Here is a 25981-nt window from a genome sequence, read left to right on the forward strand (position 1 = left end):
GTTAAGAACCGGTCGCTCACTCAAAGCTGACAGGAATATGAATCACTTCATAAACCTGACTTACTTTAGTGTGAGACTCTTGATACTTTCGCTATCTGATCCGAGGATCAGCTCGCTGCCATCAAGCGCCCACACTTATCGGCTGTTAATTTTTAAAGAGCGTTTCTGCGAGAAACCTGAAGTTTCTCGGCAGCGCTGCGTTTTCAGCAGCAGAGAAGCGAGATTATGAACCGTGTTTCGCAGCTCGTCAACAACTTTCTGAACCACTTCGTTGCGACTGCGGGGCTCAACCTCTTGTACCGCCGAGGCTCGCTACAACCCGAACCCCAACAGCACCGCCTCCCTTCCTCCCGCGCTGCGTTTCCGTTAGCGCGAAAGAGGCGTGATTCTAAGCAGCTCACGCCGTGAGCGCAAGGGGCTTGAAGCAACTTTTTTACAAACACCGCAATTCGGCCGTCTGGCCGTGCCTGGGCACGAGACCGCTTATGGTGCAAAGAACGGACTAGAATGTGAGGTTCTTCGCCTCTTTCTATATACGTCTTTAATATGCGCCAGCGAATCGCCAAACGCCTCCCCCCCGATGCCGACAAACTGGTCGGTCTGTCGCTTGCCCTCTTCGCGTCGGGCAGCCGCATCGAGGATCGCTTCTGGGAAGCGAAGCTCGATGCGCTGCTCGCCAAGATTGTCCGCAACGGCAATCAGACCACGCTCGACGCCGCGCTCGACCATCTTCAGCAGAATCATCCCGACGCCTACGGCGCGCTCGCCGACATGGCCGAGACGCACAGCGAGTCGATGGTGATCGAGCACGACGGCCAACCGTACGATGCGCTGCTGGTCGCCGTCCCGGTTCTCGCCTGGACGCGCTACATGATTCCGTCGGGCCCGCTCAAGGGCGACGTTGCCGACGCGCTGCGAACGCACTTGCAGGCGCACGTGCTCGCGAACGGCACCCTCGTCGGGCTCGCACCGTTCCTCTACAGCATCGACCAGTTGCCGCGGCACCACGTCGAAACCTACCGGCTGGCCCAGCAGCTCGCCCATGCGGCAATCGGCCAGCACACCCCGAAGCTGAGCTTCGGCGACCTGCCGGAAACCTCGCCGATCCTGGCCGACCCGCGCTTCCTGCTGGCGGTCGTCGCCGCGCCGGCCGGCGCGCCGCTGTTCCGCTGGCAGGAAGAAGAAAACGGCAGCCGGATCGAGCGCGGCCAGTGCCTCGAACAATGGACGGCCCAGGGCGGCCCGAACCTGTCGATCGCGCTGCCCGGCTGCGAGTTCGAATGCCTGCTTCCGGACGCGTACTACTCGGCCTGTCGCGATGCGGACGAACGCGTGCGTCCGCACACCGTCCGAACAGCCATTCGTTATCTATTCGACACACTTGGTGCAGCGCCGCAAGAGCTGCGCGCGGTGGTCGCCGGCTTCGGCGAACGTCGTATCGACGAGTATCGCGTCGGCTTCACGCGACGTGCCAGCAACGACGTGATCTACGGTGTCGTGTGGCCGCTCTACGGCCGGGAAAACGGCGACGTATCGATCGACAACGCGACGCTCGAAGGCGAGGCGCCGATCGAAGGGCCGCTCGAGGAAATCGTGAGCCTGCTGAAGGAATGCGGCGTAACCGACGTCCGGCGGCACGCGGGCCGCTTCGAGCCCGAATACTGCGACGACTGCGGCGTGCCGCTTTACGCCGATCCGCTCGGCGAAATCGTCCATGCGGAAATGCCGGAAGACGCGTCGCCCGCCCAGCCGCACTTCCACTGACCCACCCCGCAGGCCCCGACAGCCTGCCCGCCCAAAGCCGCTTCCGGTGCCCGCCGAAGCGGTTTTTTTCTTGTCCGATGCCCCCGTCGCCCAAAATTTCGAACTTTTCCTAAGCCTTTCAGCCAAGCAGACATCGTGTAAGGTCTTTGTCATTATCGGGGCCAGCTTATCCCCGACGGCAGTCAATGACTCACTTCACGGAGGTTGAATATGCGGTTCTTGGTACTTAACTCAGACGCCGAACGGCGTGACGGACTGAAGACCCTGTTGCGGCAGATCGACCGGCACGCCAGCATCAACGACGCGCCTGACGGTTTCCAGGCGCGCCGGCTGCTGCGCACCCAGCGTTTCGACCTCGTCGCGATCGACTGGCTGGACGTGGGCCGGATCAGCGAGCTGCAGGCGCTCGGCAACGCGTGCTCGCCGACACCGCTCGCCGTCCTGGTCGACGACATCTCGCCCGAGGCCATCCAGCGCTTCTTCAATTACGGCGTCGCGGGCGTGATCCCGCATTCCACGCGGCCGCACCTGATCGTGCGGGCGCTCGAGATCGTCCTGCTGGGCGGACACTACATTCCGCCGATCGCTCTCAGCCTGCTGCCGTCCACGGCGACGACGACGGCGCGCCACGATGCCCATTTCCAGACGCTCGCCGGCTCGCTGCCCCGGCGGCCACCGAGCGGCCTGCTGTCGCCACGGCAAGCGCAGATCATGCGGTTCGTCCACATGGGCAGCACGAACAAGATGATCGCCCGGACGCTCGGCATCAGCGAAGGCACCGTGAAGATCCACCTCGCGAGCATCTTCCAGCAGCTCGGCGCAGCCAACCGCGCCGCCGCGGTCGCGATCTACAACGGCTGGCTGTCGCCCCATCTGGAGGTGCTGCTGGCGAACCGCAATCGCGCCCGCAAGCCGATCATCGGAGAACACGGCCCGGCTCCGCTGCGTGCACAACGGCATGACCGTCCGTACCCGTTGCCCTCCGCGCATGCCGGCACGCAGGACCTGCCGCTCGCCGCCGAGCCGCCGGCACGGTTCCGGCGCGGACGCTAGGCAACAGTCTCGATATTGCGACGGTCGGGCATGTGCAGGCTCCCACCTTTGATGCTCAACGAGTAATATGGACGCATGGGTTTTCTTTTCACACCGCTTCCGCTCTGGGTTGGCATCGGTGGCTGGATCGCCGCCGCGGCCCTGCTCGCGCTCGCGATCTGGAATCGCCCCTTCGTACGCCTGCAAGACGCCACGCTTCAGCACGTGTGGCTTGCACTCGTCACTGCGATCGCGGTCCTGTGGGCCTCGAACGCATGGCTCGAAGATGGCATCGTCATGCATCTGCTCGGCGCCACGCTGCTCGTCACGCTGTTCGACTGGACCCTCGCACTGGTCGCGATGGGCGCCGTCACGGCGATTGCCGCGATCATCTTCGACGCGCCGTGGCAAGGCGTCGGCCTGACCTATCTGATCTACGGTGCGCTGCCTGTCGGCGTGTCGGCGCTGCTGCAACGCGCCGCGCTCGCATGGCTGCCGCACAACCTTGCGTCGTTCATCACCGGACAGGGCTTCCTGTCGCCCGCCATCGCGATCGTCGCGGTCGCCGCCGCGGCGGCCGGTGTTCAGCTCGCGCTCGCGGACGGCGTGCCCGTCGTGATTCCGGCCGGCTATCTGCTGAACACCGCACTGCTCGCGCTCGGCGAAGCCTGGTTCACCGGCATGGCAACGGCACTCATCGCCGTCTATCGCCCCGCGTGGGTCACGACCTTCGACGTCCGGCGCTACCGCCTCGGCGGCCCGCGCGCCTGAATTTCCTCCGGATCGGTTCGGCGCACACGCGTACCGCGGCACCTCCGCTGCGCGCTGCCGAATACGTCACCTACTGCCGCACAACTTTTTTACGCTAAGATTGAACTCCTGTTCTTCATCGGGCATCTATACGTGCCCGATGTCTTCTTCGCTCCTCACCAATAACCAGATGGACAGCTCACCTGCCTCGCTCCGGATTTTCCGGGCGCTCGGCAAGCTGGCAGCCTGTATCGCGGGCCTGTCGCTTGCGCTTCCCGCACCGGTATTCGCCGACCTGCTCGACCAGCGCTCCGAACTGATCAACAAATTCGTCAACGAGATGCATGCCGATCCGCTCGCCGCCGATTGTGCGGCGCACGGCAGCTTCATCGCCAGCACGTCGACGGCGTTCGACCGCGTCGATTTCGCGCCGAACGCATTCGACAGCGGCAACGCGACGATCACGCCGTGGAACGACTCGTTCGACCAGGGCAAGCAGCGCGTGAAGGTCGACAACATCGTCACCGTCGACGGGCTCGGCATCCACAACAACGGCAGCGATCCGACGCCGCTGAAATTCCGCTGCGGCTATGTCGGCCAGCAAATGCTCGCGTTCAGCTGGAACGACCCGGTTCCGCCGCTGAAGCCGCGCGCCGAGCGCTCGTCGTCTTCGACGAAGAAATTCAAGGGCAAGTCGCACCGCGGCAAAGGCAAGGCGAAGGCATCGGGCCGCACCGGCAGCAAGAAGGCCGTCGCGACGAAGAAATCAGGCGGCCAGAAGAAAGCCGTGAAGAAAAAAACCGCGAAGAAGTCCTGATACGGCGGAGCGGCAACGACAGCAGCAAAAAAGGCCGGTGCATCGCAAGATGCGCCGGCCTTTTTCATGCGACGACGGCTGCGCTTACGCGAACGTGTCGACGTGCACCAGGATCGCGGCCAGCATCGCCGCGCCGAGCGCCGCGCTACGCTCGCCGTTCCAGCCGACGCGCTCGTCGGGCAGGTTCGCGTTGTCCTTGAACGGCATTTCGAGCGTCAGCGACAGGCAGCCGAACTGGTGGCCGATGTACTTCGACGCGAGCTTCAGCGCATCTTCCTTGTACTTGCTCGCCGCGTAGCCATGCTCGGTCTGGAAGTCCGGGCTGGCGACCTTGAACGCGTCGATGAACGCGGCCTGCTCCTTGCCCTGCTGCTCGGTGAAGCTCGGCAGCATCTCCGAGCCGGCGACGAACACGTACGGCAAATCCTCGTCGCCGTGAATGTCGAAGAACATGTCGCAGCCGATCGCGTGGATCGCGTCGCGCACGGCCAGCACTTCGGGGCTGCGCTCGGCATCGGGCGCCATCCACTCGCGGTTCAGGTTCGCGCCGGCCGCATTGGTGCGCAGGTTGCCGTGCACGCTGCCGTCCGGGTTCATGTTCGGGACGATGTAGAACGTCACGCGATCGTACAGCTTGCGCGCGACCGGATCGCCGGCCCAGTCGCCCCATCCGGCCAGCCGCTTGACCAGCCCTTCGACGAACCACTCGGCCATCGACTCGCCCGGGTGCTGGCGCGCGATGATCCACACCTTCTTCTTCGGCGCACCCTCGGTTTCCGGCGTGCCGAGCGTCAGCAGCAACATCGGACGGCCTTCGACCGTGCGGCCGAGCTCCACGACGCTCGCCTGCGGCAACTGCTGGACCGCACCGAGAAACGCCGCGTGACGCTCTTCCGAGTACGGTTCGAAATACGCGTAGTAGATGCTGTCGAACTCCGGCGTATGGTCGATGGTCATCGTCGTGCCGTCGAATGTCGTCGGCACGCGGAACCAGTCGACCCGGTCGTAGCTCGCCACCGCGTGGTAGTTGCGCCAGCCCGACGGATACGCGCATTCGGCCGCGTTCTCGAACGTCATCACGCATCGCTCGCCGCGCGCACCGGTCAAGCGGTAGTAAAACCATTGCGCGAATTCCGACCGATTGTCGCCGCGCACGCGCAGCCGGATCGCGGCGGGGTTGTCGCACGACACGACGTCGATTGCGCCTGCGTCGAAATTACTGGTGATCGAAAGGGCCATCTATCTCTCCTTTGTCGACTGGCGTTAGCGCTTTAGCGCTTACGCCAGTCCCATGCAAAGCTGTGGACCGGGGTTGGCGCTTTAGCGCTTTCGCCGGTCCCATGCAAAGCGGACGGGGTATCGCCCGTGCGGCCTCATGCATGCGCCGGCCGTCTCGTGAACGGCCGACAGGGTCACTCGCCGACGCGCCGGCGATATACGTACGTCGAATCGTTCGACGCTGCCGCATCGAACGCATAGCCTTCGGTCGCGAATGCCTTCAGCGCCTTCGGGTCGGTGATCCGGTTCTCGACGACGAAACGCGCCATCAGGCCGCGCGCGCGTTTCGCATGGAAACTGATGATCTTGTAGCGGCCGCCCTTCCAGTCCTCGAATACCGGCGTGACGACCGGTGCGGCCAGCAGCTTCGGCTTGACCGACTTGAAGTATTCGGTCGACGCGCAGTTGACGAGCACGCGCGCCGCGCCGCTGCGGGTCTCGAGCTGCTCGTTCAGCGCCCGCGTGATGCGGTCGCCCCAGAACGCGTACAGATCCTTGCCGCGCGCGTTCGCGAACCGCGTGCCCATTTCGAGCCGGTACGGCTGCAGCAGGTCGAGCGGACGCAGCAGCCCGTACAGGCCCGACAGCACGCGCACGTGCTGCTGCGCATAGTCGAGATCGGTCGGCGACAGCGATTTCGCGTCGAAACCCTCGTAGACGTCACCGTTGAACGCCAGCACGGCCTGCTTCGCGTTGGCCGGCGTGAAGGTCGGCGACCAGTCGGCGTAACGCTGGAAGTTCAGGCGCGCGAGCGGATCGGAGATATCCATCAGCGTCGCGATGTCCTGCGGCGACAGCTTGCGCAGACCGTCGATCAGCTCCGACGCGTCGTCGACGAATGCAGGCTTCGTGTAAGACTGGACGTGCGCGGGCGTCTCGTAGTCGAGGGATTTGGCGGGAGAGAGAACGATTATCATAGAGGCTCGCTGGCACGCCGTGCCTTGCGGTCAGACGAAAACCACCGATTGTAACGAATGACCCGCTCTCTCGCCCCGCATGCCGCACATCGCGTCGTGCTCGACTCGAACGTCTGGATCGACATCCTCGTATTCGACGACCCCGCTACGCGCCCGATCCGGGCCGCGCTGGAGCGCGGCACGCTGGCCGCCGTGATCGACGGCCGCTGCCTGACCGAGCTCGAGTACGTGCTCGACTATCCGCAGTTCCAGTCGCGCGCGATCGACAAGGCTGCCGCGCTCGCGACGGTCGCCCGGCTCGCGCGCCTCGTCGAACCGCCGCCCGTCGACGCCGACGCGCCGCCGCTGCCGAAGTGCAAGGACCGCGACGACCAGAAATTTCTCGAACTCGCCCACGCCGCGCAGGCCGAGTGGCTCGTGTCGAAAGACCGCGCGCTGCTGAAGCTCGCGAAGCGCACCGCACGCGACTTCGGTTTCCGGATCGCGCAACCCGCGCCGTTCGTGGAAGCCTGCGCACTCGACACGGCGCCGCCCGCCACGGCGACGCCGGCCTGACGCCCCCCAAACGAATTCGACCGTATCGATGAACGCTCCTTCAGATATGCCAACGACTCCCGTTTTCCCGTCGCGCCTGCCGAACGTCGGCACGACGATCTTCACGGTCATGAGCGCGCTTGCCGCCGAAAAAGGCGCGGTGAACCTCGGCCAGGGCTTCCCGGATTTCGATTGCGATCCGCGCATCGTCGATGCGGTCGCGGCCGCGATGCGCAACGGACACAACCAGTATCCGCCGATGGCCGGCGTCGCACCGCTGCGCGACGCGATCGCCGACAAGATCGCGCAGATGTACGGCCGGCGCTACGATCCGGGCACCGAAATCACCGTGACGGCCGGCGCGACGCAGGCGCTGCTGACGGCGATCCTGTGCGCGGTGCACCCGGGCGACGAAGTGATCGTCGTCGAGCCGACCTACGACAGCTACCTGCCGTCGATCGAGCTCGCCGGCGGCACGCCCGTGTTCGTCACGCTGGACGCACCCGACTACGCGATCCCGTTCGACCGTCTCGCGGCCGCGATCACGCCGAAAACGCGGATGATCCTGATCAACACGCCGCACAACCCGACGGGCACCGTGTGGCGCGAGGCCGACATGCGCAAGCTCGAGGACATCGTGCGCGGCACCAACGTGCTGATCCTGTCCGACGAAGTCTACGAACACATGGTCTACGACGGCGCGCGCCACGAGAGCGTCGCGCGCTACCCGGAACTCGCCGCGCGCAGCTTCATCGTGTCGAGCTTCGGCAAGACCTATCACGTGACGGGCTGGAAGGTCGGTTACGTCGCGGCGCCTGCCGCGCTGACCGCGGAATTCCGCAAGGTCCACCAGTTCAACGTGTTTACGGTGAACACGCCGATGCAGTTCGGGTTCGCCGACTACCTGCGCGACCCGGCGCCGTACCTGTCGCTCGCGGGCTTCTACCAGCAGAAACGCGACTTCTTCCGGGCCGGCCTCGAGCGCACGCGCTTCAAGCTGCTGCCGTGCACGGGCACGTACTTCCAGTGCGTCGATTACTCGGCGATCAGCGATCTGCCCGAGGCGGAATTCTCGAAGTGGCTCACGTCGGAGATCGGCGTGGCCGCCATTCCGGTGTCGGCGTTCTATCACGAGCCGCACGAATCGGGCGTCGTGCGCTTCTGCTTCGCGAAGCAGGAAAGCACGCTCGCATCCGCGCTCGAACGGCTCGCCCGCCTGTAAGACCCGCACGGGCGGCCGCACGCCGCCCTTCCGGAACCGCGCTTACGAACGCGCGACGTTCGCCGCTTCGACATACGCCTTGCGCTCGGCCGCCACGCGTTGCGCGGCCGGGCGTTCACCGACCGTCTTCGCGTGCGCCTTCCAGTCGATGCCTGCATCGAGCAGGAAGTCGCGGCCGAAGATCGCCTTCGTCGCCATGCCGATGACCGGCAGATGAACCCACGCGGCGATGTCCGCGAGGCCGAACGACTCGCCGAGCACATACGGCGAAAACCGCGTCAGATGCTTGAATGCATCGATCGCGCGCGGCAAGCGCTTCTCGACGTGCGCCTTCATCCCGTCGCTGACCTTGCCGCCGAAAAACGCTTCCGTGTACACCTCGCGCGCCACCCATTCGAGATACAGCTCGAGCGTCTCGACCAGTTCGCGCACCTTCGCCGCCGCGAACGGGCTCGCAGGGAAAATGCCTTTGTCGGGATAGCGCGCCGCCAGGTATTCGATGATCGCCTGCGACTCGAACAGCGCGCCCTCTTCGGTCTTCAGGAACGGAATCTTGCCGAGCGGCGAATCGGCAAGCTGCGCCGGATCGCTGATCGGCAAACCGCACACCGCTTCCTCGAACGGAATGTCATGCTCGAGCAGGACGAACTTCACCTTGTTGTAGTAGTTGGACAACGGAATACCGCACAGCTGTAGCATCGGTGTGTCTCCTTCCTTGCTGAAGCGCGGCCGCATCGACGCGGGCCGCATCGGGATTCATCGCGCTGAAAAGCACGTTCGTGCTAGTCTAAAGCAAGTTGTGCGTTCGTCACGACAACATTACCTCCGCTGCGGCGTGAGTTCCGCCTGCCCGCACGACACATGCGGCGTCATCGCCGCGCCACCCGATGGAGACACGCTCGCATGAGTGCTGAACTGCTGGCCTCGCGTCCGCCCGAGAGCGAATCGACGCTCGTCCTCACGCTGTCCAATCCCGGCGCGCGCAACGCGCTGCATCCCGACATGTACGCGGCCGGCATCGAAGCGCTCGCCACCGCCGAGCGCGATCCGGCGATTCGCGCCGTCGTGCTGACGGGCGCCGATCGCTTCTTCTGCGCAGGCGGCAACCTGAACCGGCTGCTCGAGAATCGCTCGAAGGATCCGTCCTTCCAGGCCGACAGCATCGATCAGCTCGCGGCATGGGTCACGGCGATCCGCGCGTCGACGAAGCCGGTGATCGCGGCCGTCGAAGGCGCCGCGGCCGGCGCGGGCTTCTCGCTCGCGCTCGCGTGCGACCTGATCGTCGCCGCACACGATGCGAAATTCGTGATGTCGTATGCGCGCGTCGGCTTGACGCCCGACGGCGGCGGCTCGTGGTTTCTCGCCCGCGCGCTGCCGCGTGCGATCGCGGCCGAGATCCTGTTCGAAGGCAAGCCGGTCGCCGCCGAACGCCTGCATGCGCTCGGCGTCGTCAACCGGCTCGCCGCGCCCGGCACGGCACTGAGCGACGCGCTGGCTTGGGCCGACGCGCTCGCCGGCATCTCGCCGAATGCGCTCACGCGCATCAAATCGCTGCTCGACGACGCGACCGCGCAACCGCTGGACGCGCACCTCGGCACCGAGCGCGATCATTTCGTCGCGTCGCTGCATCATGCGGACGGGCTCGAAGGCATCACCGCCTTTCTCGAGAAGCGCCAGCCGCGCTACAAGCGCTGATCGCGGCGTCGGCCTTCGAACCGACGCCGCGCCACGCCACGCCGCGTCCATCCGATGCGGCCCGTCGACACCGCGCGCAACGCCGTCCGGCGCTCTCCGGCCGGCCTCGCATGCCCGTCGGCACGTGCGTTTGCGTCGCCAGCAGCCCGTGTCGATCCATGCTCTAATGACCGCCTGTCGCGGCGCCGCCGGCGCCGTTTTCGCGCATGCCACACAGGAGTTGACGATGATCGACGTCTATAGCTGGGCGACCCCGAACGGCCACAAGGTGCACATCATGCTCGAGGAAACCGGCCTCGCGTATCGTGCGCATCCGGTCGATATCGGCGCGGGCGACCAGTTCGAGCCCGAGTTCCTGAAGATCAGCCCGAACAACAAGATCCCCGCGATCGTCGATCCGGACGGCCCCGGCGGCCAACCGATCTCGCTGTTCGAATCGGGCGCGATCCTGATCTACCTCGCGGAAAAGACCGGCAAGTTCCTGCCGACCGATCCGGCCGCGCGTTATGCGACGCTCGAGTGGCTGATGTTCCAGATGGGCGGTGTCGGCCCGATGCTCGGGCAGGCGCACCACTTCCGGCTGTATGCGCCGGAGAAGATCGAGTATGCGGTCAACCGCTACACGAACGAGGCGAAGCGCCTGTACAACGTGATGGAAAAGCGGCTCGGCGAATCCGAGTATCTCGCGGGCGACACGTACACGATCGCGGACATTGCGACGTTCCCGTGGACACGCTCGTGGCAGAACCAGGGCATCGTGCTCGACGCGCTGCCGAACGTGAAGCGCTGGCACGAGGCGATCGCCGCGCGACCGGCCGTGCAGCGCGGCGTCGAGGTGCTCGCGTCGATGCGCAAGGCGCTGCAGGACGACAAGGCACGCGAGGTGCTGTTCGGCGCAACGCAGTACGCGAAGCACTGACCCGCACGTAGCGGGCGGAGCGGCATCCGCGCATGCCGCTCCGTGCTTCAGAAGTAATGCAGCGTGACGAATTCCGCCGCGCACACCGGCAGCGGCGCGTCGGGGCGCTCGACCTGCATCGATACCGACCACGTCACCTGGATGCCGCCGCGCGCGGCGTCGGCGGTTTCCTTCACCGTGAACAGCGCACGCACGCGCGCCCCGACCGGCACCGGCTTCAGGAACCGCACGCGGTTCAGCCCGTAGTTCACGCCCATCTTCTGCTCGAAGCGCATCGCGTCGGTCATCAGCGCAGGAATCAGCGACAGCGTCAGGAACCCGTGCACGATCGGCCCGCCGAACGGCGACTCGCGCCGCGCGCGCTCGGGGTCGACGTGAATCCATTGATGATCGCCGGTCGCGTCGGCGAAACCGTCGACGCGCGGCTGGTCGATCTCGATCCAGCCGCTCGCGAGCGGCTCCGCGCCGACCCGCGCCTGCAGCGCCTGCGCCGAGGCGATCAGCGGCAAGGTCACGTCGGTCATGGGTTCGCGCCCGCCGGGTGGCGCAGCCCGAAAATCACCTTGGTATGCACGCTGATCACCGTCTCGCCGGCTTCGTTCACGCCGATCCATTCCGTCGACACGATGCCGCGATCGGGCTTGCTCTCCGACACGCGCTTGTCGTGCACCTTCTGATACATCGTGATCGTGTCGCCGGCGCGCACCGGCTTCAGCCAGCGGATCGAATCGATGCCCGGCGAGCCCATGCTGGTCGAATCCGGCCCGAGCTTCTGGACCAGCAGGCTCATGAACACCGAACACGTATGCCAGCCGCTCGCGACGAGCCCGCCGAAATGCGATGCTTTCCCCGCCTCCTCGTCGACATGGAACGGCTGCGGATCGTAGCGCTTCGCGAACGTCTTGATGTCGTCGGACTCGAACGTGTAGCGGCCCACTTCGGTGGTACTGCCGACCACCAGGTCTTCGTAACTGATGCCCACTGATAAGTCTCCTTGTCTGGCGCGCTCGCGCGTCGCCGTCATGCTACGTCGGTCTGCGCGAAATCGGGTAGCGCCGCGATGCGGGCGAGGTGATGATCGGTATCGCCGAGCGTCGTCTCGATGATCGACAGCCGCTTGAACAGGTGCGCGGCGGCCACCTCGTTGGTCACGCCCATGCCGCCGTGCAGCTGGACCGCCTGCTGGCCGACGAAGCGCGCGGCCGCGCCGACCCGCGCCTTCGCGGCCGACACGGCCTTGCGCCGCGCATCGGCATCGCCGTTCGCGTAGCGCACCGCCGCGAGATAGGTCAGCGAACGCGCCTGCTCTGCGTGAATCAGCATGTCGACCATCCGGTGCTGCAGCGCCTGGAAACGCGCGATCGGCACGCCGAACTGCTCGCGCGTCTTCGTGTATTCGACGGTCGCGCGATTCAGTTCGTCCAGCGCGCCGATCGCTTCCGCGCACAGCAGGAAGGTTGCGTAATCGGCGATCTGCTCGAGCGCCGCCGCGTCGCGCGCCCCGCCCGTCAGCAGTCGGGCCGGCGTGTCGTCGAACGTGATCGTCGCGGCACGCTGGCCGTCGATGGTCCGGTAGTCGACCACCTTCGCGTTGGCCGCATCGCGTTCGACGACGAAGAGGCCGATGCCGCCGCCGTCGATTCGTGCAGGCACGATCCACGCGTGCGCCTGGGCGCCGTGCTGAACGACCGACTTGGTGCCGGTCAGCCGGTACGTGCCGCCCTGCCCGCGCGCGCGCGTGTCGAGTTCGTACAGGTCGTAGCGCGCCCGCGGTTCGTGGAACGCGACCGCCACGCGCTTGTGCCCCTGCGCGACCGCCTCCAGCAGCGCGGCGTCGTCGCCCGCGCCGGAGCCGGCGATCCGCAGCGCCTCGACGCCGACCGCCGTGGCCCAGTACGGCTCGATCACGAGCGCGCGGCCCAGCTCCTGCATCACGACCAGCATGTCGACCGGCCCGCCGCCGAAGCCGCCCTGTGCGTCCGGCACGGGCAACGCGGTCAAGCCCAGTTCGGTGAAGGCGCTCCACTGCGCGTCCGACACGCCGGTATCGCTGCGCACGATCGCCTGGCGCGCGTCGAAGCCGTATTGCTCGCCGAGATACCGGCGCAGCGCGTCGGCGAACTGCTGCTGCTCATCGGTAAAGCTGAAATCCATGGTTGTCTCCGTTCCCTGATCACAGCCCCAGAATCATCTGCGCGATGATGTTCTTCTGGATCTCGTTCGACCCGCCGTAGATCGACGTCTTCCGGTAATTGAAGTAGTACGCGGCGAGCGGCGCCGCATCGTCGTCGCCCGCGATGCTGTGTTCGCGCTCGCCGTCGAGGAACGGCACGTCGAACGGCGCGGCCAGCGGGCCGATCGCTTCGACCATCAGCTCGGTGAGCGCCTGCTGCACCTCGGTGCCCTTGATCTTCAGCATCGACGCCTCGGGGCCGGGCCCCTTGCCGCTCGTCTCGCGGCTGACGACGCGCAGCACCGTCACTTCCAGCGCCATCAACTCGACTTCGAGCGCCGCGACCTTCGCGGCGAACACGGGATCGGCGAGCAACGGCTTGCCGTTCTTGCGCTGGTTCGATGCGACGCGCTTCAGGAACGCGAGCTCCCGCTTCGACGCGCCGACGCGTGCGATGCCGGTGCGCTCGTGGCCGAGCAGGTATTTCGCGTAGGTCCAGCCGCGGTTCTCGTCGCCGACGAGGTTCTCGACCGGCACCTTCACGTCCTCGAAGAACACCTCGTTGACCTCGTGGTCCTCGTCGAGCATCACGATCGGGCGCACCGTGATGCCGGGCGTCTTCATGTCGATCAGCAGGAACGAGATGCCTTCCTGCTTCTTCGCGGCCGGATCGGTGCGCACGAGGCAGAACATCATGTCGGCGTACTGCCCGAGCGTGGTCCAGGTCTTCTGGCCGTTGACGACGTAGTGATCGCCGCGGCGCTCGGCGCGCGTGCGCAGCGACGCGAGGTCGGACCCGGAACCCGGCTCCGAATAACCCTGGCACCACCAGTCCGAGCCGTCGAGAATACGCGGCAGATAGTGGCGCTTCTGCGCTTCGCTGCCGTATTTCATCAGGACCGGCGCGACCATCGACACCCCGAACGGCAGCACGGTCGGCGCACCGATCCGCGCGCACTCCTCGTCCCAGATGTGCCGCTGCGTCGCGTTCCAGCCCGGGCCGCCGTATTCGACCGGCCACGCAGGCGCGGACCAGCCGCGCTGGCCGAGAATCCGGTGCCAGCTCGCGAAATCCTCGCGGTCGAGTCGTTTGTGATCGAGTACCTTGGCGCGCAGTGCGTGAGGCAGGTGGGCCTCGAGCCAGGCGCGGACGTCGGCGCGGAACGCGTCGTCGGCGGGGGAATAATCCAGATCCATGCGCAGTGTCTCCTGTCCGCGGCCGTCCGGCCCGGCCAAGGACACACTGCGGACGTCATTGCAGCGGTTCTTTCAGCGCGGCTGGAATCGGCAGCGGCATCACGTCGATGCCTTCTTCGACCAAGGACTGCGCATCCTCCGGCGTCGTGACGCCGCGAATGCTGCGTGCCGGCGCCTCGTTGTAATGGATGCGCCGCGCTTCCTCGGCGAAGCGCTCGCCCACGTTCTCGGTCTTCTCCAGCACCTCGCGCAGCGCGCGCATCACCTGCGCCTGCAGCGCACGCGGATCGGCCGGCTGCGCCTGCGTCGCGCCCGACAGGTTCAGGCGCGGTGCCGACGGCATCCGGTTGATCTCCGTCGTTCCGCACACCGGACATTCGACCAGCTTGCGGGACAACTGCGCTTCGAATTCATCGGCGGAAGCGAACCAGCCTTCGAACCGATGACCGTGCGGACACTGTAAATCGAGGACCTTCATGCTGAATCAGGGCGTGTGACGAGTGTAGCGCAAAAAGCGGTTTTGTGAACGATCGTGCTAAATCCGGAACACGCAGCGCGAACGCACCGCGTCACCGGATTGTAACGCGGCGCTCCGGCCGCCGCTGACGCCGCACTCAGGGCGTGACGACCGGCCCGAGCGGCCACGTGCCGGACAGCACCTTGTCGAGCCACATCGTGCCGATGATCGTCTTCACGTCGGAGATCTGGCCGGTGCGCACCCATTCCTGCAGGTCGGCCAGCGTCGCGGTGAAGGTTTCGAGGAATTCGCCCTCGTCGAGCTTGCGCTCGCCGGCCGTGAGCCCGCGCGCGAGGTACAGGTCGATGAATTCGGTCGAATAGGAAATGATCGGGTGAATGCGGGCCAGGAACACGTATTCGCGCGCCGTGTAGCCGGTTTCCTCGCGCAGTTCGCGTACCGCGCATGCGAGCGCGCCTTCGTTCGGGTCGAGCTTGCCGGCCGGGAATTCGGCCATCACCTTGCCGATCGGATAGCGGAACTGGCTCTCCATCAGCACGCGGCCGTCGTCGAACAGCGGGATCACCATCACCGCGCCCGGATGCTGCACGTATTCGCGCGTGGCCTTCTTGCCGTCCGGCAGACGGACGGTGTCGCGCTTGAGCTTGAGGAACGCGCCTTCGAAGATCGCCTCGCTCTCGAGGCAGGTTTCGGTCAGTGCGGCGTCGTGATTGGGTAGTTCGGCCATCGGCGGCTCCTGAATGAGCACGACGGACGGCCGAAACCGTCAGCGTCGTTTGACGAGATACTGGAACGTGAAGCCGGGAAACGCGAACACGACGAAGAGACTGAACGTGATCGCGTAAAACTGCCAGCCCTGTTCGAAGCGGTTGCCGGCGCGCGACTCGAGCCAGAAGCCGAGCGCGCCGACGACGAAGTACAGCACGATCAGCTCGCCGATCCGCACCCACGCGTTCTTCTTCGTCGCGCCGAACGGCACGACGGCGAAGAGGCGTTGGTTCAGGAACGGCAGGTTGGCGCAGACGAGCGCCAACAGCACGATGAACCAGCCGGCTGCCGACATTACAGCGGCAGCGTGTGACGGATTGCCTGCAGGCAGGCGGTCAGCAGCGGGCTCGGGATCAGGCCGAGCACGACGACCGCCAGGCCGTTCAGCACGAGGATCGTGCGCTTGCAGAAATCGCCCGAGATCGGCGTCGAATCCTGCGGCGCATCGAAGTACATCAGCTTCACGATGCGCAGGTAGTAGAACGCGCCGAACAGCGACGTGATCACGGCCAGCACGGCCAGCCACGTGAGACCCGCGTTGACGGTCGCCTCGAGCACGGCGAGCTTCGCGTAGAAGCCGACGGTCGGCGGAATGCCGGCCAGCGAGAACATCATGACCATCATCACGAACGCGAACACCGGGCTGCGCTTGTTGAGGCCCTTGAAGTCGTCGATCGTTTCCGCTTCGAAATCGCGGCGCGCGAGCAACATCACCACGCCGAACGAGCCGAGCGTCGTGATCAGGTAGACGATCGCGTAGAACATCGCCGAGCTGTACGCGTTCGCCGGCGCCGCCGCGTCGCCCTTCACGATGCCCGCGAGCAGGCCGAGCAGCACGAAGCCCATGTTCGAGATCGCCGAGTACGCGAGCATCCGCTTGATGTTGCGCTGGACGATACCGGTGATGTTGCCGACGATCAGCGACAGCGCGGCGAGGATCACGAGCGCGGTCTGCCAGTTCTGCGCGAGCGGCAGCAGGCCCATCACCAGGAAGCGCAGGCCCCACGCGAACGCGGCAACCTTCGGGCCGCCGCCGACGAACAGCGTCATCGCGGTCGGTGCGCCCTGGTAGACGTCCGGCACCCACATGTGGAACGGCACGGCGCCGAGCTTGAACGCGATACCGGCGACGATGAAGACCACGCCGAACATCAGCACGGCCGCGTCGGTGTTGCCGCCGACCGCCTTGTACACCTCGCCGAGCTCGAGCGAGCCGGTCGCGCCGTAGAGCATCGAGATGCCGTACAGCACGAAGCCCGACGCGAGCGCGCCCAGCACGTAGTACTTCATCGCGGCTTCGCTCGACTGCGCGGCGTCGCGGCGCAGCGCGATGACCGCGTACAGCGACAACGACATCAGTTCGAGGCCGAGGTACAGCGTCAGGAAGTTGTTGCCCGACACCATGACCAGCTGACCGAGCAGCGAGAACATGCCGAGCAGGAACACGTCGCCGCGGAACATGTCGCGATCTTCGAGGTACTTGCGCGAATAGACGAGCGACACCGCGAAGCCGAACGACACGACGGCCTTCATCGTGCTCGCGAACGAGTCGACGACGACCATCTTCGAGAAGAAGTAGTACTGCTGCGGGTCGAGCGCCTGGACCGAGAACCACACGCCGGCGACGACCGACGAGACGACCGCGATCAGATAGGTCAGGCGGCGGCCGGACGCACCGGTAAAGGTGTCGTTCAGCCATGCGACGACGATGGCGGCCAGCACCAGCGCGTCAGGCAACAGAACATTCATAGGGGCGTTTTGCATGATCTTGAGTTCCTCCGCTCGCGATTACTGGGCCAGCGGCAGCTTCGACTGCGCGACGTGGGAGAGGAGGTTTTCCACGGAAACGTGCATCACGTCGGTGAAAGGCTTCGGATACAGGCCCATCAGCAGCGTGAACGCGGCGAGCACGGCCAGCATCAGGAATTCGCGACGGCCGATGTCCTTCAGCTTGGCAACGTGATCGTTCGCGACCGCGCCGAAGTACACGCGCTTGTACATCCACAGCGTGTAGGCCGCGCCGAGGATCAGCGTGAATGCCGCGCCGAAGGCGATCCAGAAGTTGTACTGGACGGCCGCGAGAATCACCATGAACTCGCCGACGAAACCCGACGTACCCGGCAGGCCGCAGTTGGCCATCGAGAACAGCATCGCGAATGCCGCGAACTTCGGCATCACGTTGACGACGCCGCCGTAGTCGGCGATCTGGCGCGAGTGCACGCGGTCGTACAGCACGCCGATGCAGAGGAACATCGCGCCCGACACGAAGCCGTGCGAGATCATCTGGATGATCGCGCCTTCGACGCCGAGCTGGTTGAAGATGAAGAAGCCGAGCGTGACGAAGCCCATGTGCGCGATCGACGAATACGCGACCAGCTTCTTCATGTCGGCCTGCACCATCGCGACGAGGCCGATGTAGATCACCGCGATCAGCGACAGCGTGATCACGACGGGTGCCAGGAAGTGGCTCGCGTCAGGCGTGATCGGCAGCGAGAAGCGCAGGAAACCGTATGCGCCGAGCTTCAGCATGATCGCCGCCAGCACGACCGAGCCGCCCGTCGGCGCTTCCACGTGCGCGTCCGGCAGCCACGTGTGCACCGGCCACATCGGCACCTTCACCGCGAACGCGAGGAAGAACGCAATGAACAGCAGGATCTGCGGCGTCATCGCGATCTTCGCGTTCTGCCACGTCGCGAGGTCGAACGAGTGCGTTTCCGTGTACAGGTAGATCAGCGCGACCAGCATCAGCAGCGAGCCGGCCAGCGTGTACAGGAAGAACTTGAATGCCGCATACACGCGGTTCGGGCCGCCCCACACGCCGATGATGATGTACATCGGGATCAGGGTCGCCTCGAAGAACACGTAGAACAGCAGGCCGTCGGCCGCCGAGAACACGCCGATCATGATCCCGGACAGGATCAGGAACGCCGCGAGGTACTGCGCGACGTTCTCGGTGATCACTTCCCATGCGGCGATCACGACGATCACCGTGATCAGCGCGGTCAGCACGACGAACCACATCGAGATGCCGTCGACGCCGAGGTGATACGCGATGTCGAAGCGTTCGATCCAGGTCGACTTCTCGACGAACTGCAGCGCAGCCGTGCTCGAGTCGAAGCCCGTGATCAGCGGGATCGTGACCGCGAGGCCGAGCAGCGCACCGATCAGCGCGATCCAGCGGGCCGTTCCCGGATTTTTGTCGTTACCTACCGCAAGCACGAGGAGGCCGAAAACGATCGGCAGCCAGATCGCGGTACTGAGAATCGGAAAAGCGTGCATTAGTGTTGTCTCCCCGCCTTATTTGCCGCCGAGCGTTACAAACAGGGTCAGGAGCCCCAGCATGCCGATGATCATGGCGAACGCGTAGTGATAGATGTAACCGGATTGGAGGAAGCGGATCACACCGGCGAACCAGCCGATGAACCGGGCGCTGCCGTTGACGAGGCCGTCGATCACCACGACGTCGCCCTCCTTCCACAGGCCGCGGCCGATCGCCACCGAACCGCGGGCGAACACCACTTCGTTGATCTTGTCCATGTAGTACTTGTTGTCCAGCAGCGTGTAGATCGGGCCGAACGCGCGGCGGATCGACGCCGGCAACTCCGGACGCTTCAGGTACAGGAACCACGCGACGACCACGCCGGCAAGCGCGAGCCACACCGGCAGGCCCGACACCGAGTGCAGGCCCATGCCGACCCAGCCGTGGAACTCTTCGGCCATCTCGGCCAGCGCCGGATGGTTTTCGCCGATGAAGATCACCTTGTCGAATGCGACGCCGTGCTGGAAGAAATCGCCGAACAGCATCGGGCTGATCGCGATCGCACCGATGATCACCGACGGGATCGCCAGCAGGACCAGCGGCACCCACACGACCCACGGGGTCTCGTGCGGCTCGTGAGCATGGTCGTCATGACCGTGGTCATGGCCGTGGCCGTGATCGTCGTGGCCATGTGCGGCGGCCATGCCCATCGGCGATTCCGGATGCTTCGGATGACGGAAGCGCTCTTCGCCGTGGAACACCAGGAAATACATGCGGAACGAGTACAGCGCCGTGACGAACACGCTCGCGACGACCGCGAAGTACGCGAAGCCCGAACCCGGCAGGTGCGACAGCTTCACCGCGTCGATGATCGAGTCCTTCGAGTAGAAGCCCGAGAAGAACGGCGTGCCGATCAGCGCGAGCGAGCCGACGAGCGACGTGATCCACGTGATCGGCATGTACTTGCGCAGGCCGCCCATGTTGCGCATGTCCTGGTCGTGGTGCATGCCCATGATGACCGAGCCGGCGCCGAGGAACAGCAGCGCCTTGAAGAACGCGTGCGTCATCAGGTGGAACACGGCGACCGGGTAAGCGGACACGCCGAGCGCGACGGTCATGTAGCCGAGCTGCGACAGCGTCGAGTACGCGACCACGCGCTTGATGTCGTTCTGGACGATGCCGAGGAAGCCCATGAAGAGCGCCGTGATCGCGCCGATCACCGTGATGAACGACAGCGCGGTATCCGACAGCTCGAACAGCGGCGACATGCGCGACACCATGAAGATGCCGGCCGTGACCATCGTCGCCGCGTGAATCAGCGCCGAGATCGGGGTCGGGCCTTCCATCGAGTCCGGCAGCCACACGTGCAGCGGGAACTGCGCCGATTTACCCATCGCGCCGATGAACAGGCAGATACAGGCGACGGTCAGCAGGCCCCAGTCGGTGCCCGGGAAGTGCAGGCTCGCGAGTTCCGCGCGCTTCGCGAACACTTCGCCGTAGTTCATCGAGCCGGCGAACGCGAGCAGCAGGCCGATGCCGAGCAGGAAGCCGAAGTCGCCCACGCGGTTCACGAGGAACGCCTTCATGTTCGCGTAGATCGCGCTCTCACGCGTGAAGTAGAAGCCGATCAGCAGGTACGACACCAGACCCACCGCTTCCCAGCCGAAGAACAGCTGCAGGAAGTTGTTGCTCATCACGAGCATCAGCATCGAGAACGTGAACAGCGAGATGTACGAGAAGAAGCGCTGGTAGCCGTCCTCTTCCGCCATGTAGCCGATCGTGTACACGTGCACCATCAGCGAGACGAAGGTCACGACGACCATCATCATCGCGGTCAGCGAATCGACGAGGAAGCCGACCTCGAGCTTCAGCGAGCCGACGTTCATCCATTCGTAGACGGTCGCGTTGAAGCTTGCGCCGCCCATCACGTCGAAGAAGACTTTCGCCGACAGGAGGAACGCGATCAATACGCCGAGGATCGTGATCCGGTGTGCGCCCTTGCGCCCGACTGCGTTCCCGAACAGCCCCGCAATCAGCGAGCCGGCCAGCGGAGCGAGCGGAATCGCCAGCAGCAGGTTTTCATTGAGTGTCGTTGACATAACAGCGTAGCCTGAAATTAACCTTTGAGCTGATCGAGATCCTCGACATTGATCGTGTCGAGCTTACGGAACAGGGTCACCAGAATCGCGAGGCCGATCGCGGCTTCCGCTGCGGCGACGGTCAACACGAAGAACACGAAGATCTGGCCGTGCACGTCGCCGAGGTAATGCGAGAACGCGACGAAGTTGGTGTTCACCGCCAGCAGCATCAGTTCGATCGACATCAGGATGATGATGACGTTGCGGCGGTTCAGGAAAATCCCGACGATCGCGATCGCAAACAGGATCGCGCCGAGCACAAGGTAGTGAGCAAGAGTCAGCATGGTTTTCTTTTCCTCCGCTTAGCCGTTGGTGCCCGAACCGGCTTCGCTCTGCGCCGTTTCCGGCTGCGGCTTGTCCGCTTCCATCTTCACGAGGCGCACGCGGTCGTTGCGGCGCACCTTGACCTGATCCGACACGCGCTGGCGCTTGCTGTCCTTGCCCTTGCGCTCGGTCAGCCCGATCGCGGCAATGATCGCGACCAGCAGCACGAGGCCCGCGATTTCGAACGCGAAGATGTAGTCGGTGTAGATCACCTTGCCGATCAGGCGCGTATTCGACCAGTTGGCCATCTCGCCCGTCGCCATCGCATGCACGGTGTGCGTGTCGCCGTAACCGCGCCACAGGATCAGCGCGGTTTCGATCACGATGATCGCGCCGACCACGGTCGCCATCGGGACGAAGCGCTTGAAGTCGCGGCGCAGGTAGTCGATGTTGATGTCCAGCATCATCACGACGAACAGGAACAGCACCATCACCGCGCCCACGTAGACCAGAACCAGCAGGATCGCGAGGAACTCCGCTTCCAGCAGCATCCAGATCGCGGCGGCGTTGAAGAACGCCAGCACAAGGAAAAGCGCAGACGCCACCGGGTTGCGCGAAGTGATCACCTTCAGCCCTGATACCACCAGGAGCAGCGCGAAGATGTAGAACAGTACGGTCGTGAATTCCATGATTACCGGTTCATCGTTAGGCCATAGTCAGGCGCGGCTTGCGGAACGCCCGCACCCGTCGCGGCGGCTCGGCCCGTGCATCGTTCATGCCGGGCCGGCACTGCAAACACAATCAACGATACGGCGCGTCGGCAGCCTTCGCCGCGGCGATGTCCTTCTCGTAGCGATCGCCCACCGCGAGCAGCATTTCCTTCGTGAAATACAGGTCGCCGCGCTTTTCGCCGTGGTACTCGAGAATCTGCGTCTCGACGATCGAATCGACCGGGCAGCTCTCTTCGCAGAAACCGCAGAAGATGCACTTCGTCAAGTCGATGTCGTAGCGCGTCGTGCGGCGCGTGTTGTCCGCGCGCGTTTCCGATTCGATCGTGATCGCCAGCGCGGGGCACACGGCCTCGCACAGCTTGCATGCGATGCAGCGCTCTTCGCCGTTTTCATAGCGGCGCAGCGCGTGCAGCCCGCGAAAACGCGGCGAAATCGGGGTCTTCTCTTCCGGGAACTGCACGGTGAACTTGCGCTTGAACGTGTAACGACCGGTCAGCGCGAGCCCCTTCAGCAGCTCGGTCAGGAAGAAGGTCTTAAAGAAGTGTTGGATTGCGGTCATGATTTCGTCCTTACTTCACCCAGATGTTCAGCGGCGACATCATCCAGAAGCCGACCACGACCACCCAGACCACCGTGACGGGCAGGAACACCTTCCAGCCCAGACGCATGATCTGGTCGTAACGGTAGCGCGGGAACGTCGCGCGCACCCAGATGAACACCGACAGCAGCGCGAAGACCTTCAGCACCAGCCAGAAGATGCCCGGGATGAACGACAGGAATTCGAACGGTGCGTCCCAGCCGCCGAGGAACAGCGTCGCGGCCAGCGCCGAGATCACGATCATGTTGATGTACTCGGCGAGGAAGAACAGCGCGAACGCCATGCCCGAGTAATCGATCATGTGACCCGCGACGATCTCCGACTCCCCTTCCACCACGTCGAACGGGTGACGGTTCGTTTCGGCGATGCCCGAGATGAAGTAGACGACGAACGCCGGCAAGAGCGGCAGCCAGTTCCACGACAGGAAGTTCACGCCGTGGCCGGCGAAGAAGCCGTGCTGTTGCGAACCGACGATTTCCGACAGGTTCAGGCTGCCGGCCGTCATCAGCACGAGCACCAGCGCGAAGCCCATCGAGATTTCGTACGACACCATCTGTGCCGCGGCGCGCATCGCGCCGAGGAACGCGTACTTCGAGTTCGACGCCCAGCCGGCGAGGATCACCGCATACACGCCGATCGACGAGATCGCCATCGCGTACAGCAGGCCCGCATTCACGTTCGCGAGCACGGCTTCGGCCTGGAACGGGATCACCGCCCACACGGCGAACGCCGGCACGACGGTCATCACCGGCGCGATCAGGTACAGCCAGCGGCTGGCGGCGCTCGGCTGAATGACTTCCTTCAGCAGCAGCTTCAGCACGTCGGCGATCGGCTGCAGCAGGCCGCCGGGGCCGACGCGGTTCGGGCCGAGACGCACGTGCATCCAGCCGATCAGCTTGCGTTCCCACAGAATCAGGTACGCGACGCACAGCAGGATGACGACGGAGACGACGAGGATGCGCACGACTGCCCACACCGTCGGCCACGCGAAGCCGAGAAGCTCGGCCCCGCCCGCGTTGATCGTATCGAACAAGCTCATTTACGCCTTCTCCACCACCAGTTCACCGGACAGGCTGCCGAGCGCTGCGCCGGCAGGCGTCGCCGCCGACACGCGAACGACCGTCTCCGCAAGATTCGCGTCGCGCATGGCCGGCAACTGCACCGCACGCTCGCCCTGGCGCACGCGCACGGCGTCGCCTTCCTTCAAGCCCAGCTTGTCGAACAGCGCGGCCGGCAGGGCTGCGGCGTTCGCCGCCTTCGCGGCGGCCGTCAGGTGCAGCGCACCCGCGCGGCGCACGAGCGCGTCGGCGTGATAGATCGGCACGTCGGCCAGGCGCTCGAAACCGCCGTTCGCGGCATTCGCCGCGGCGCGCACCGGCGCGACCGACGTCTGGTTCGACAGGCGGCCCGCGACGCCGGCGTCGCCGAGCGCGGCAACACGCACTTCTTCCGCGGTCTCGTATTCGAAGTTCGGCAGGCCGAGCAGGCTGCCGAGCACGCGCAGCACCTTCCAGCCCGGACGCGTATCGCCGAGCGGGCGCACGACGCCGTTGAAGCTCTGCACGGTGCCTTCGGCGTTGACGAACGTACCGGCCGTTTCGGTGAACGGCGCGACCGGCAGCAGCACGTCGGCGTAGTCGAGGCCGTGCTTGAACGGCGACATCACGACGACCATTTCCGCCTGGTTCAGCGCGGCAATCGCCTGCGCCGGATCGGCGGTGTCGAATTCCGGTTCGACGTTCAGCAGCACGTAGCCCTTGCGCGGCTGCGCGAACGCTTCACGTGCGTTCAAGCCGCCTTCGCCCGGCAGTGCGCCGACGAGGTGCGCGCCGACCGTATTCGCCGCTTCCGTCAGGAAACCGAACGTGGCGCCGGTGTTGTCGGCGATCCACTGCGCGACGGCGTGCAGCTTCGCGAATTGCGGATGACGGACGGCGACGTTGCCGAGCAGCACCGCGCGGCGTTCGCCATTCGCGAGCGACTGCGCGACCGCTTGCGCGGCCGGCGATGCGGTGACGCCCGCGAGCGCGTCGGGCAGCGCGACGCCGCGCAGTTGCGCGACGGCTGCGGCGATGCCGGCCAGCTCGTCGAGCCATGCGGACGGTGCAGCAACGATGCGTTGCGCGGTCGGGATCAGCGAATCGTCACCGGTCGCGTTCAGGAAGTGCAGCTTCGCACCGTTCTTCGCCGCCTGACGCAGGCGCGATGCGAACAGCGGGTGGTCGCGGCGCAGGAACGAACCGACGACGAATGCGGCGTCCACGTTCGACAGATCGGCGATCGGCATGCCGAGCCACGGTGCGCCCTGGACCGGCGCCGAGAAATCCTGCTGACGCAGACGGAAGTCGACGTTCGGCGTCTTCAGTTCGCTGGCGAGCTGCTTCACGAGGAACAGCTCTTCCGCGGTGCTGTGTGCGCTCGCGAGCATCGCCAGCGCGTTCGCGCCGTGATCCGCGGCGATGCCCTTCAGGCCCTTCGCGACGTATTCGAGCGCGGTCTGCCAGTCGGTTTCGATCCACTGGCCGCCCTGCTTCAGCATCGGCTTCGTCAGGCGCTCTTCGCTGTTGAGGCCCTCATACGAGAAGCGGTCCTTGTCCGAGATCCAGCATTCGTTGATCGCTTCGTTCTCGAACGGCAGCACGCGCATCACGCGATTGTTCTTCACCTGCACGACGAGGTTCGCGCCGACGGAATCGTGCGGGCTCACCGACTTGCGGCGCGACAGTTCCCACGTACGGGCGCTGTAGCGGAACGGCTTGCTGGTCAGCGCGCCGACCGGGCACAGGTCGATCATGTTGCCCGACATTTCGGAGTCGACCGTCTTGCCGACGAACGTCGTGATTTCCGAATGCTCGCCGCGGCCCAGCATGCCGAACTCCATCACGCCGGCGATTTCCTGGCCGAAGCGGACGCAGCGCGTGCAGTGGATGCAGCGCGACATTTCTTCCATCGAGATCAGCGGGCCCACGTTCTTGTGGAACACCACGCGCTTTTCTTCCGAGTAGCGCGACGACGACTTGCCGTAGCCGACCGCCAGATCCTGCAGTTGGCATTCGCCGCCCTGATCGCAAATCGGGCAATCGAGCGGGTGATTGATGAGGAGGAATTCCATCACCGACTGCTGCGCCTTCACGGCCTTGTCGGACTGCGTGCGGACGATCATGCCGGCCGACACGGGGGTCGCGCAGGCAGGCACGGCCTTCGGCATCTTCTCGACTTCGACGAGACACATCCGGCAGTTGGCCGCAACCGACAGTTTCTTGTGATAGCAGAAGTGAGGAATGTACGTATCCGCCTTGTGCGCAGCCTGGATCACCATGCTGCCTTCGGGCACCTCGACCTTCTTGCCGTCTATTTCAAGTTCAACCATGATGGTGAATGGTCCTTAACCTATTTCCGCCCGTTCGCGCCTTGGCCCGACCGTGCGCTCAAATTCCGCAACCGGTG

The 25981-nt window shown here is 65.1% G+C and carries 26 protein-coding genes; 8 read left to right on the plus strand and 18 right to left on the minus strand.

Annotated features, from left to right (window positions below; genetic code table 11):
• The first annotated feature begins 546 nt into the window (after positions 1-546).
• From HWX14_RS30210 to HWX14_RS30225, 4 genes are all read left to right on the plus strand, one after another.
• Entirely contained in the window at positions 547-1764 is a 1218-nt protein-coding gene (locus tag HWX14_RS30210) for a DUF2863 family protein (protein WP_126362530.1), read from the plus strand.
• Between the two features lie 210 nt (positions 1765-1974).
• Positions 1975-2817 carry a response regulator transcription factor gene (locus HWX14_RS30215; protein WP_175885940.1) on the plus strand — a complete coding sequence of 281 codons (843 nt, stop codon included), beginning with the start codon at positions 1975-1977 and terminating at the stop codon, positions 2815-2817.
• A 75-nt stretch (positions 2818-2892) separates the two neighbouring features.
• Positions 2893-3567 carry an energy-coupling factor ABC transporter permease gene (locus HWX14_RS30220; protein WP_175885941.1) on the plus strand — a complete coding sequence of 225 codons (675 nt, stop codon included), beginning with the start codon at positions 2893-2895 and terminating at the stop codon, positions 3565-3567.
• Positions 3568-3706: 139 nt separating this feature from the next.
• Positions 3707-4363, plus strand: coding sequence for a hypothetical protein (locus HWX14_RS30225; RefSeq protein ID WP_175885942.1), 657 nt, complete (start codon positions 3707-3709; stop codon positions 4361-4363).
• A gap of 84 nt (positions 4364-4447) precedes the next feature.
• Here the strand turns inward: HWX14_RS30225 and HWX14_RS30230 are convergent, their stop codons facing one another.
• Complete coding sequence (locus tag HWX14_RS30230; RefSeq protein ID WP_175885943.1) at positions 4448-5602, minus strand: carboxypeptidase family protein; 1155 nt, start codon at positions 5600-5602, stop codon at positions 4448-4450.
• A 173-nt stretch (positions 5603-5775) separates the two neighbouring features.
• Entirely contained in the window at positions 5776-6558 is a 783-nt protein-coding gene (yaaA, locus tag HWX14_RS30235; RefSeq protein WP_175885944.1) for a peroxide stress protein YaaA, read from the minus strand.
• 57 nt (positions 6559-6615) lie between these two features.
• Between yaaA and HWX14_RS30240 the strand changes: the two genes are divergently transcribed.
• Positions 6616-7113, plus strand: a complete 498-nt coding sequence (locus HWX14_RS30240; protein ID WP_175885945.1) for a putative toxin-antitoxin system toxin component, PIN family — start codon at positions 6616-6618, stop codon at positions 7111-7113.
• Positions 7114-7141: 28 nt separating this feature from the next.
• Entirely contained in the window at positions 7142-8314 is a 1173-nt protein-coding gene (locus tag HWX14_RS30245) for a pyridoxal phosphate-dependent aminotransferase (protein ID WP_175885946.1), read from the plus strand.
• Between the two features lie 42 nt (positions 8315-8356).
• On the opposite strand, the gene HWX14_RS30250 is transcribed toward HWX14_RS30245, so the two are convergent.
• Positions 8357-9013, minus strand: coding sequence for a glutathione S-transferase (locus HWX14_RS30250; RefSeq protein ID WP_175885947.1), 657 nt, complete (start codon positions 9011-9013; stop codon positions 8357-8359).
• A 204-nt stretch (positions 9014-9217) separates the two neighbouring features.
• On the opposite strand from HWX14_RS30250, the gene HWX14_RS30255 reads away from it, so the two are divergent.
• The gene (locus HWX14_RS30255; protein ID WP_012328896.1) at positions 9218-10009 is read left to right on the plus strand and encodes an enoyl-CoA hydratase; all 792 of its coding nucleotides are present in this window, start codon (positions 9218-9220) and stop codon (positions 10007-10009) included.
• A 226-nt stretch (positions 10010-10235) separates the two neighbouring features.
• Positions 10236-10928 carry a glutathione binding-like protein gene (locus tag HWX14_RS30260; RefSeq protein ID WP_175885948.1) on the plus strand — a complete coding sequence of 231 codons (693 nt, stop codon included), beginning with the start codon at positions 10236-10238 and terminating at the stop codon, positions 10926-10928.
• A gap of 47 nt (positions 10929-10975) precedes the next feature.
• Here HWX14_RS30260 and HWX14_RS30265 read toward each other — a convergent pair whose 3' ends face one another.
• From HWX14_RS30265 to nuoG, 15 genes are all read right to left on the minus strand, one after another.
• Complete coding sequence (locus HWX14_RS30265) at positions 10976-11452, minus strand: MaoC family dehydratase (RefSeq protein WP_175885949.1); 477 nt, start codon at positions 11450-11452, stop codon at positions 10976-10978.
• On the minus strand, positions 11449-11910 hold the full coding sequence (locus HWX14_RS30270; protein ID WP_175885950.1) for a MaoC family dehydratase: 462 nt from the start codon (positions 11908-11910) through the stop codon (positions 11449-11451). The genes HWX14_RS30265 and HWX14_RS30270 overlap by 4 nt, the downstream gene beginning before the upstream one ends.
• A gap of 38 nt (positions 11911-11948) precedes the next feature.
• On the minus strand, positions 11949-13082 hold the full coding sequence (locus HWX14_RS30275) for an acyl-CoA dehydrogenase family protein (protein ID WP_175885951.1): 1134 nt from the start codon (positions 13080-13082) through the stop codon (positions 11949-11951).
• A gap of 19 nt (positions 13083-13101) precedes the next feature.
• Complete coding sequence (locus tag HWX14_RS30280) at positions 13102-14298, minus strand: acyl-CoA dehydrogenase family protein (protein WP_175885952.1); 1197 nt, start codon at positions 14296-14298, stop codon at positions 13102-13104.
• A 55-nt stretch (positions 14299-14353) separates the two neighbouring features.
• Positions 14354-14776 (minus strand): DUF1178 family protein, encoded by a 423-nt coding sequence (locus HWX14_RS30285; protein WP_006750470.1) that lies wholly within the window; start codon positions 14774-14776, stop codon positions 14354-14356.
• 136 nt (positions 14777-14912) lie between these two features.
• Positions 14913-15503, minus strand: coding sequence for an NUDIX hydrolase (locus tag HWX14_RS30290; protein WP_006478277.1), 591 nt, complete (start codon positions 15501-15503; stop codon positions 14913-14915).
• Between the two features lie 39 nt (positions 15504-15542).
• A complete protein-coding gene (locus HWX14_RS30295; RefSeq protein ID WP_006478276.1) occupies positions 15543-15839 on the minus strand; it encodes a DUF2818 family protein in 297 nt (98 codons plus the stop codon).
• Positions 15839-17293, minus strand: a complete 1455-nt coding sequence (gene nuoN / locus HWX14_RS30300; protein WP_175886159.1) for an NADH-quinone oxidoreductase subunit NuoN — start codon at positions 17291-17293, stop codon at positions 15839-15841. Before nuoN ends, HWX14_RS30295 begins: the two co-directional genes overlap by 1 nt.
• Before the next feature lie 39 nt (positions 17294-17332).
• Positions 17333-18823, minus strand: a complete 1491-nt coding sequence (locus HWX14_RS30305; RefSeq protein ID WP_006478274.1) for an NADH-quinone oxidoreductase subunit M — start codon at positions 18821-18823, stop codon at positions 17333-17335.
• An 18-nt stretch (positions 18824-18841) separates the two neighbouring features.
• Entirely contained in the window at positions 18842-20902 is a 2061-nt protein-coding gene (gene nuoL, locus HWX14_RS30310) for an NADH-quinone oxidoreductase subunit L (protein WP_175885953.1), read from the minus strand.
• Positions 20903-20919: 17 nt separating this feature from the next.
• A complete protein-coding gene (nuoK, locus tag HWX14_RS30315; protein ID WP_006478272.1) occupies positions 20920-21225 on the minus strand; it encodes an NADH-quinone oxidoreductase subunit NuoK in 306 nt (101 codons plus the stop codon).
• Positions 21226-21243: 18 nt separating this feature from the next.
• Positions 21244-21894 carry an NADH-quinone oxidoreductase subunit J gene (locus HWX14_RS30320; RefSeq protein ID WP_011545812.1) on the minus strand — a complete coding sequence of 217 codons (651 nt, stop codon included), beginning with the start codon at positions 21892-21894 and terminating at the stop codon, positions 21244-21246.
• A 112-nt stretch (positions 21895-22006) separates the two neighbouring features.
• Positions 22007-22495: an NADH-quinone oxidoreductase subunit NuoI gene (gene nuoI / locus HWX14_RS30325; RefSeq protein WP_006478270.1), complete on the minus strand. Its 489-nt coding sequence runs from the start codon at positions 22493-22495 to the stop codon at positions 22007-22009.
• Positions 22496-22505: 10 nt separating this feature from the next.
• Positions 22506-23573: an NADH-quinone oxidoreductase subunit NuoH gene (nuoH, locus tag HWX14_RS30330; RefSeq protein WP_050016474.1), complete on the minus strand. Its 1068-nt coding sequence runs from the start codon at positions 23571-23573 to the stop codon at positions 22506-22508.
• Positions 23574-25904 (minus strand): NADH-quinone oxidoreductase subunit NuoG, encoded by a 2331-nt coding sequence (gene nuoG / locus HWX14_RS30335; protein WP_175885954.1) that lies wholly within the window; start codon positions 25902-25904, stop codon positions 23574-23576. It lies immediately after the preceding gene.
• Positions 25905-25981 lie beyond the last annotated feature (77 nt).

Origin of the sequence: Burkholderia sp. BCC0044 (genome assembly GCF_902832955.1) — a bacterium.
Classification (GTDB): Bacteria; Pseudomonadota; Gammaproteobacteria; order Burkholderiales; family Burkholderiaceae; genus Burkholderia.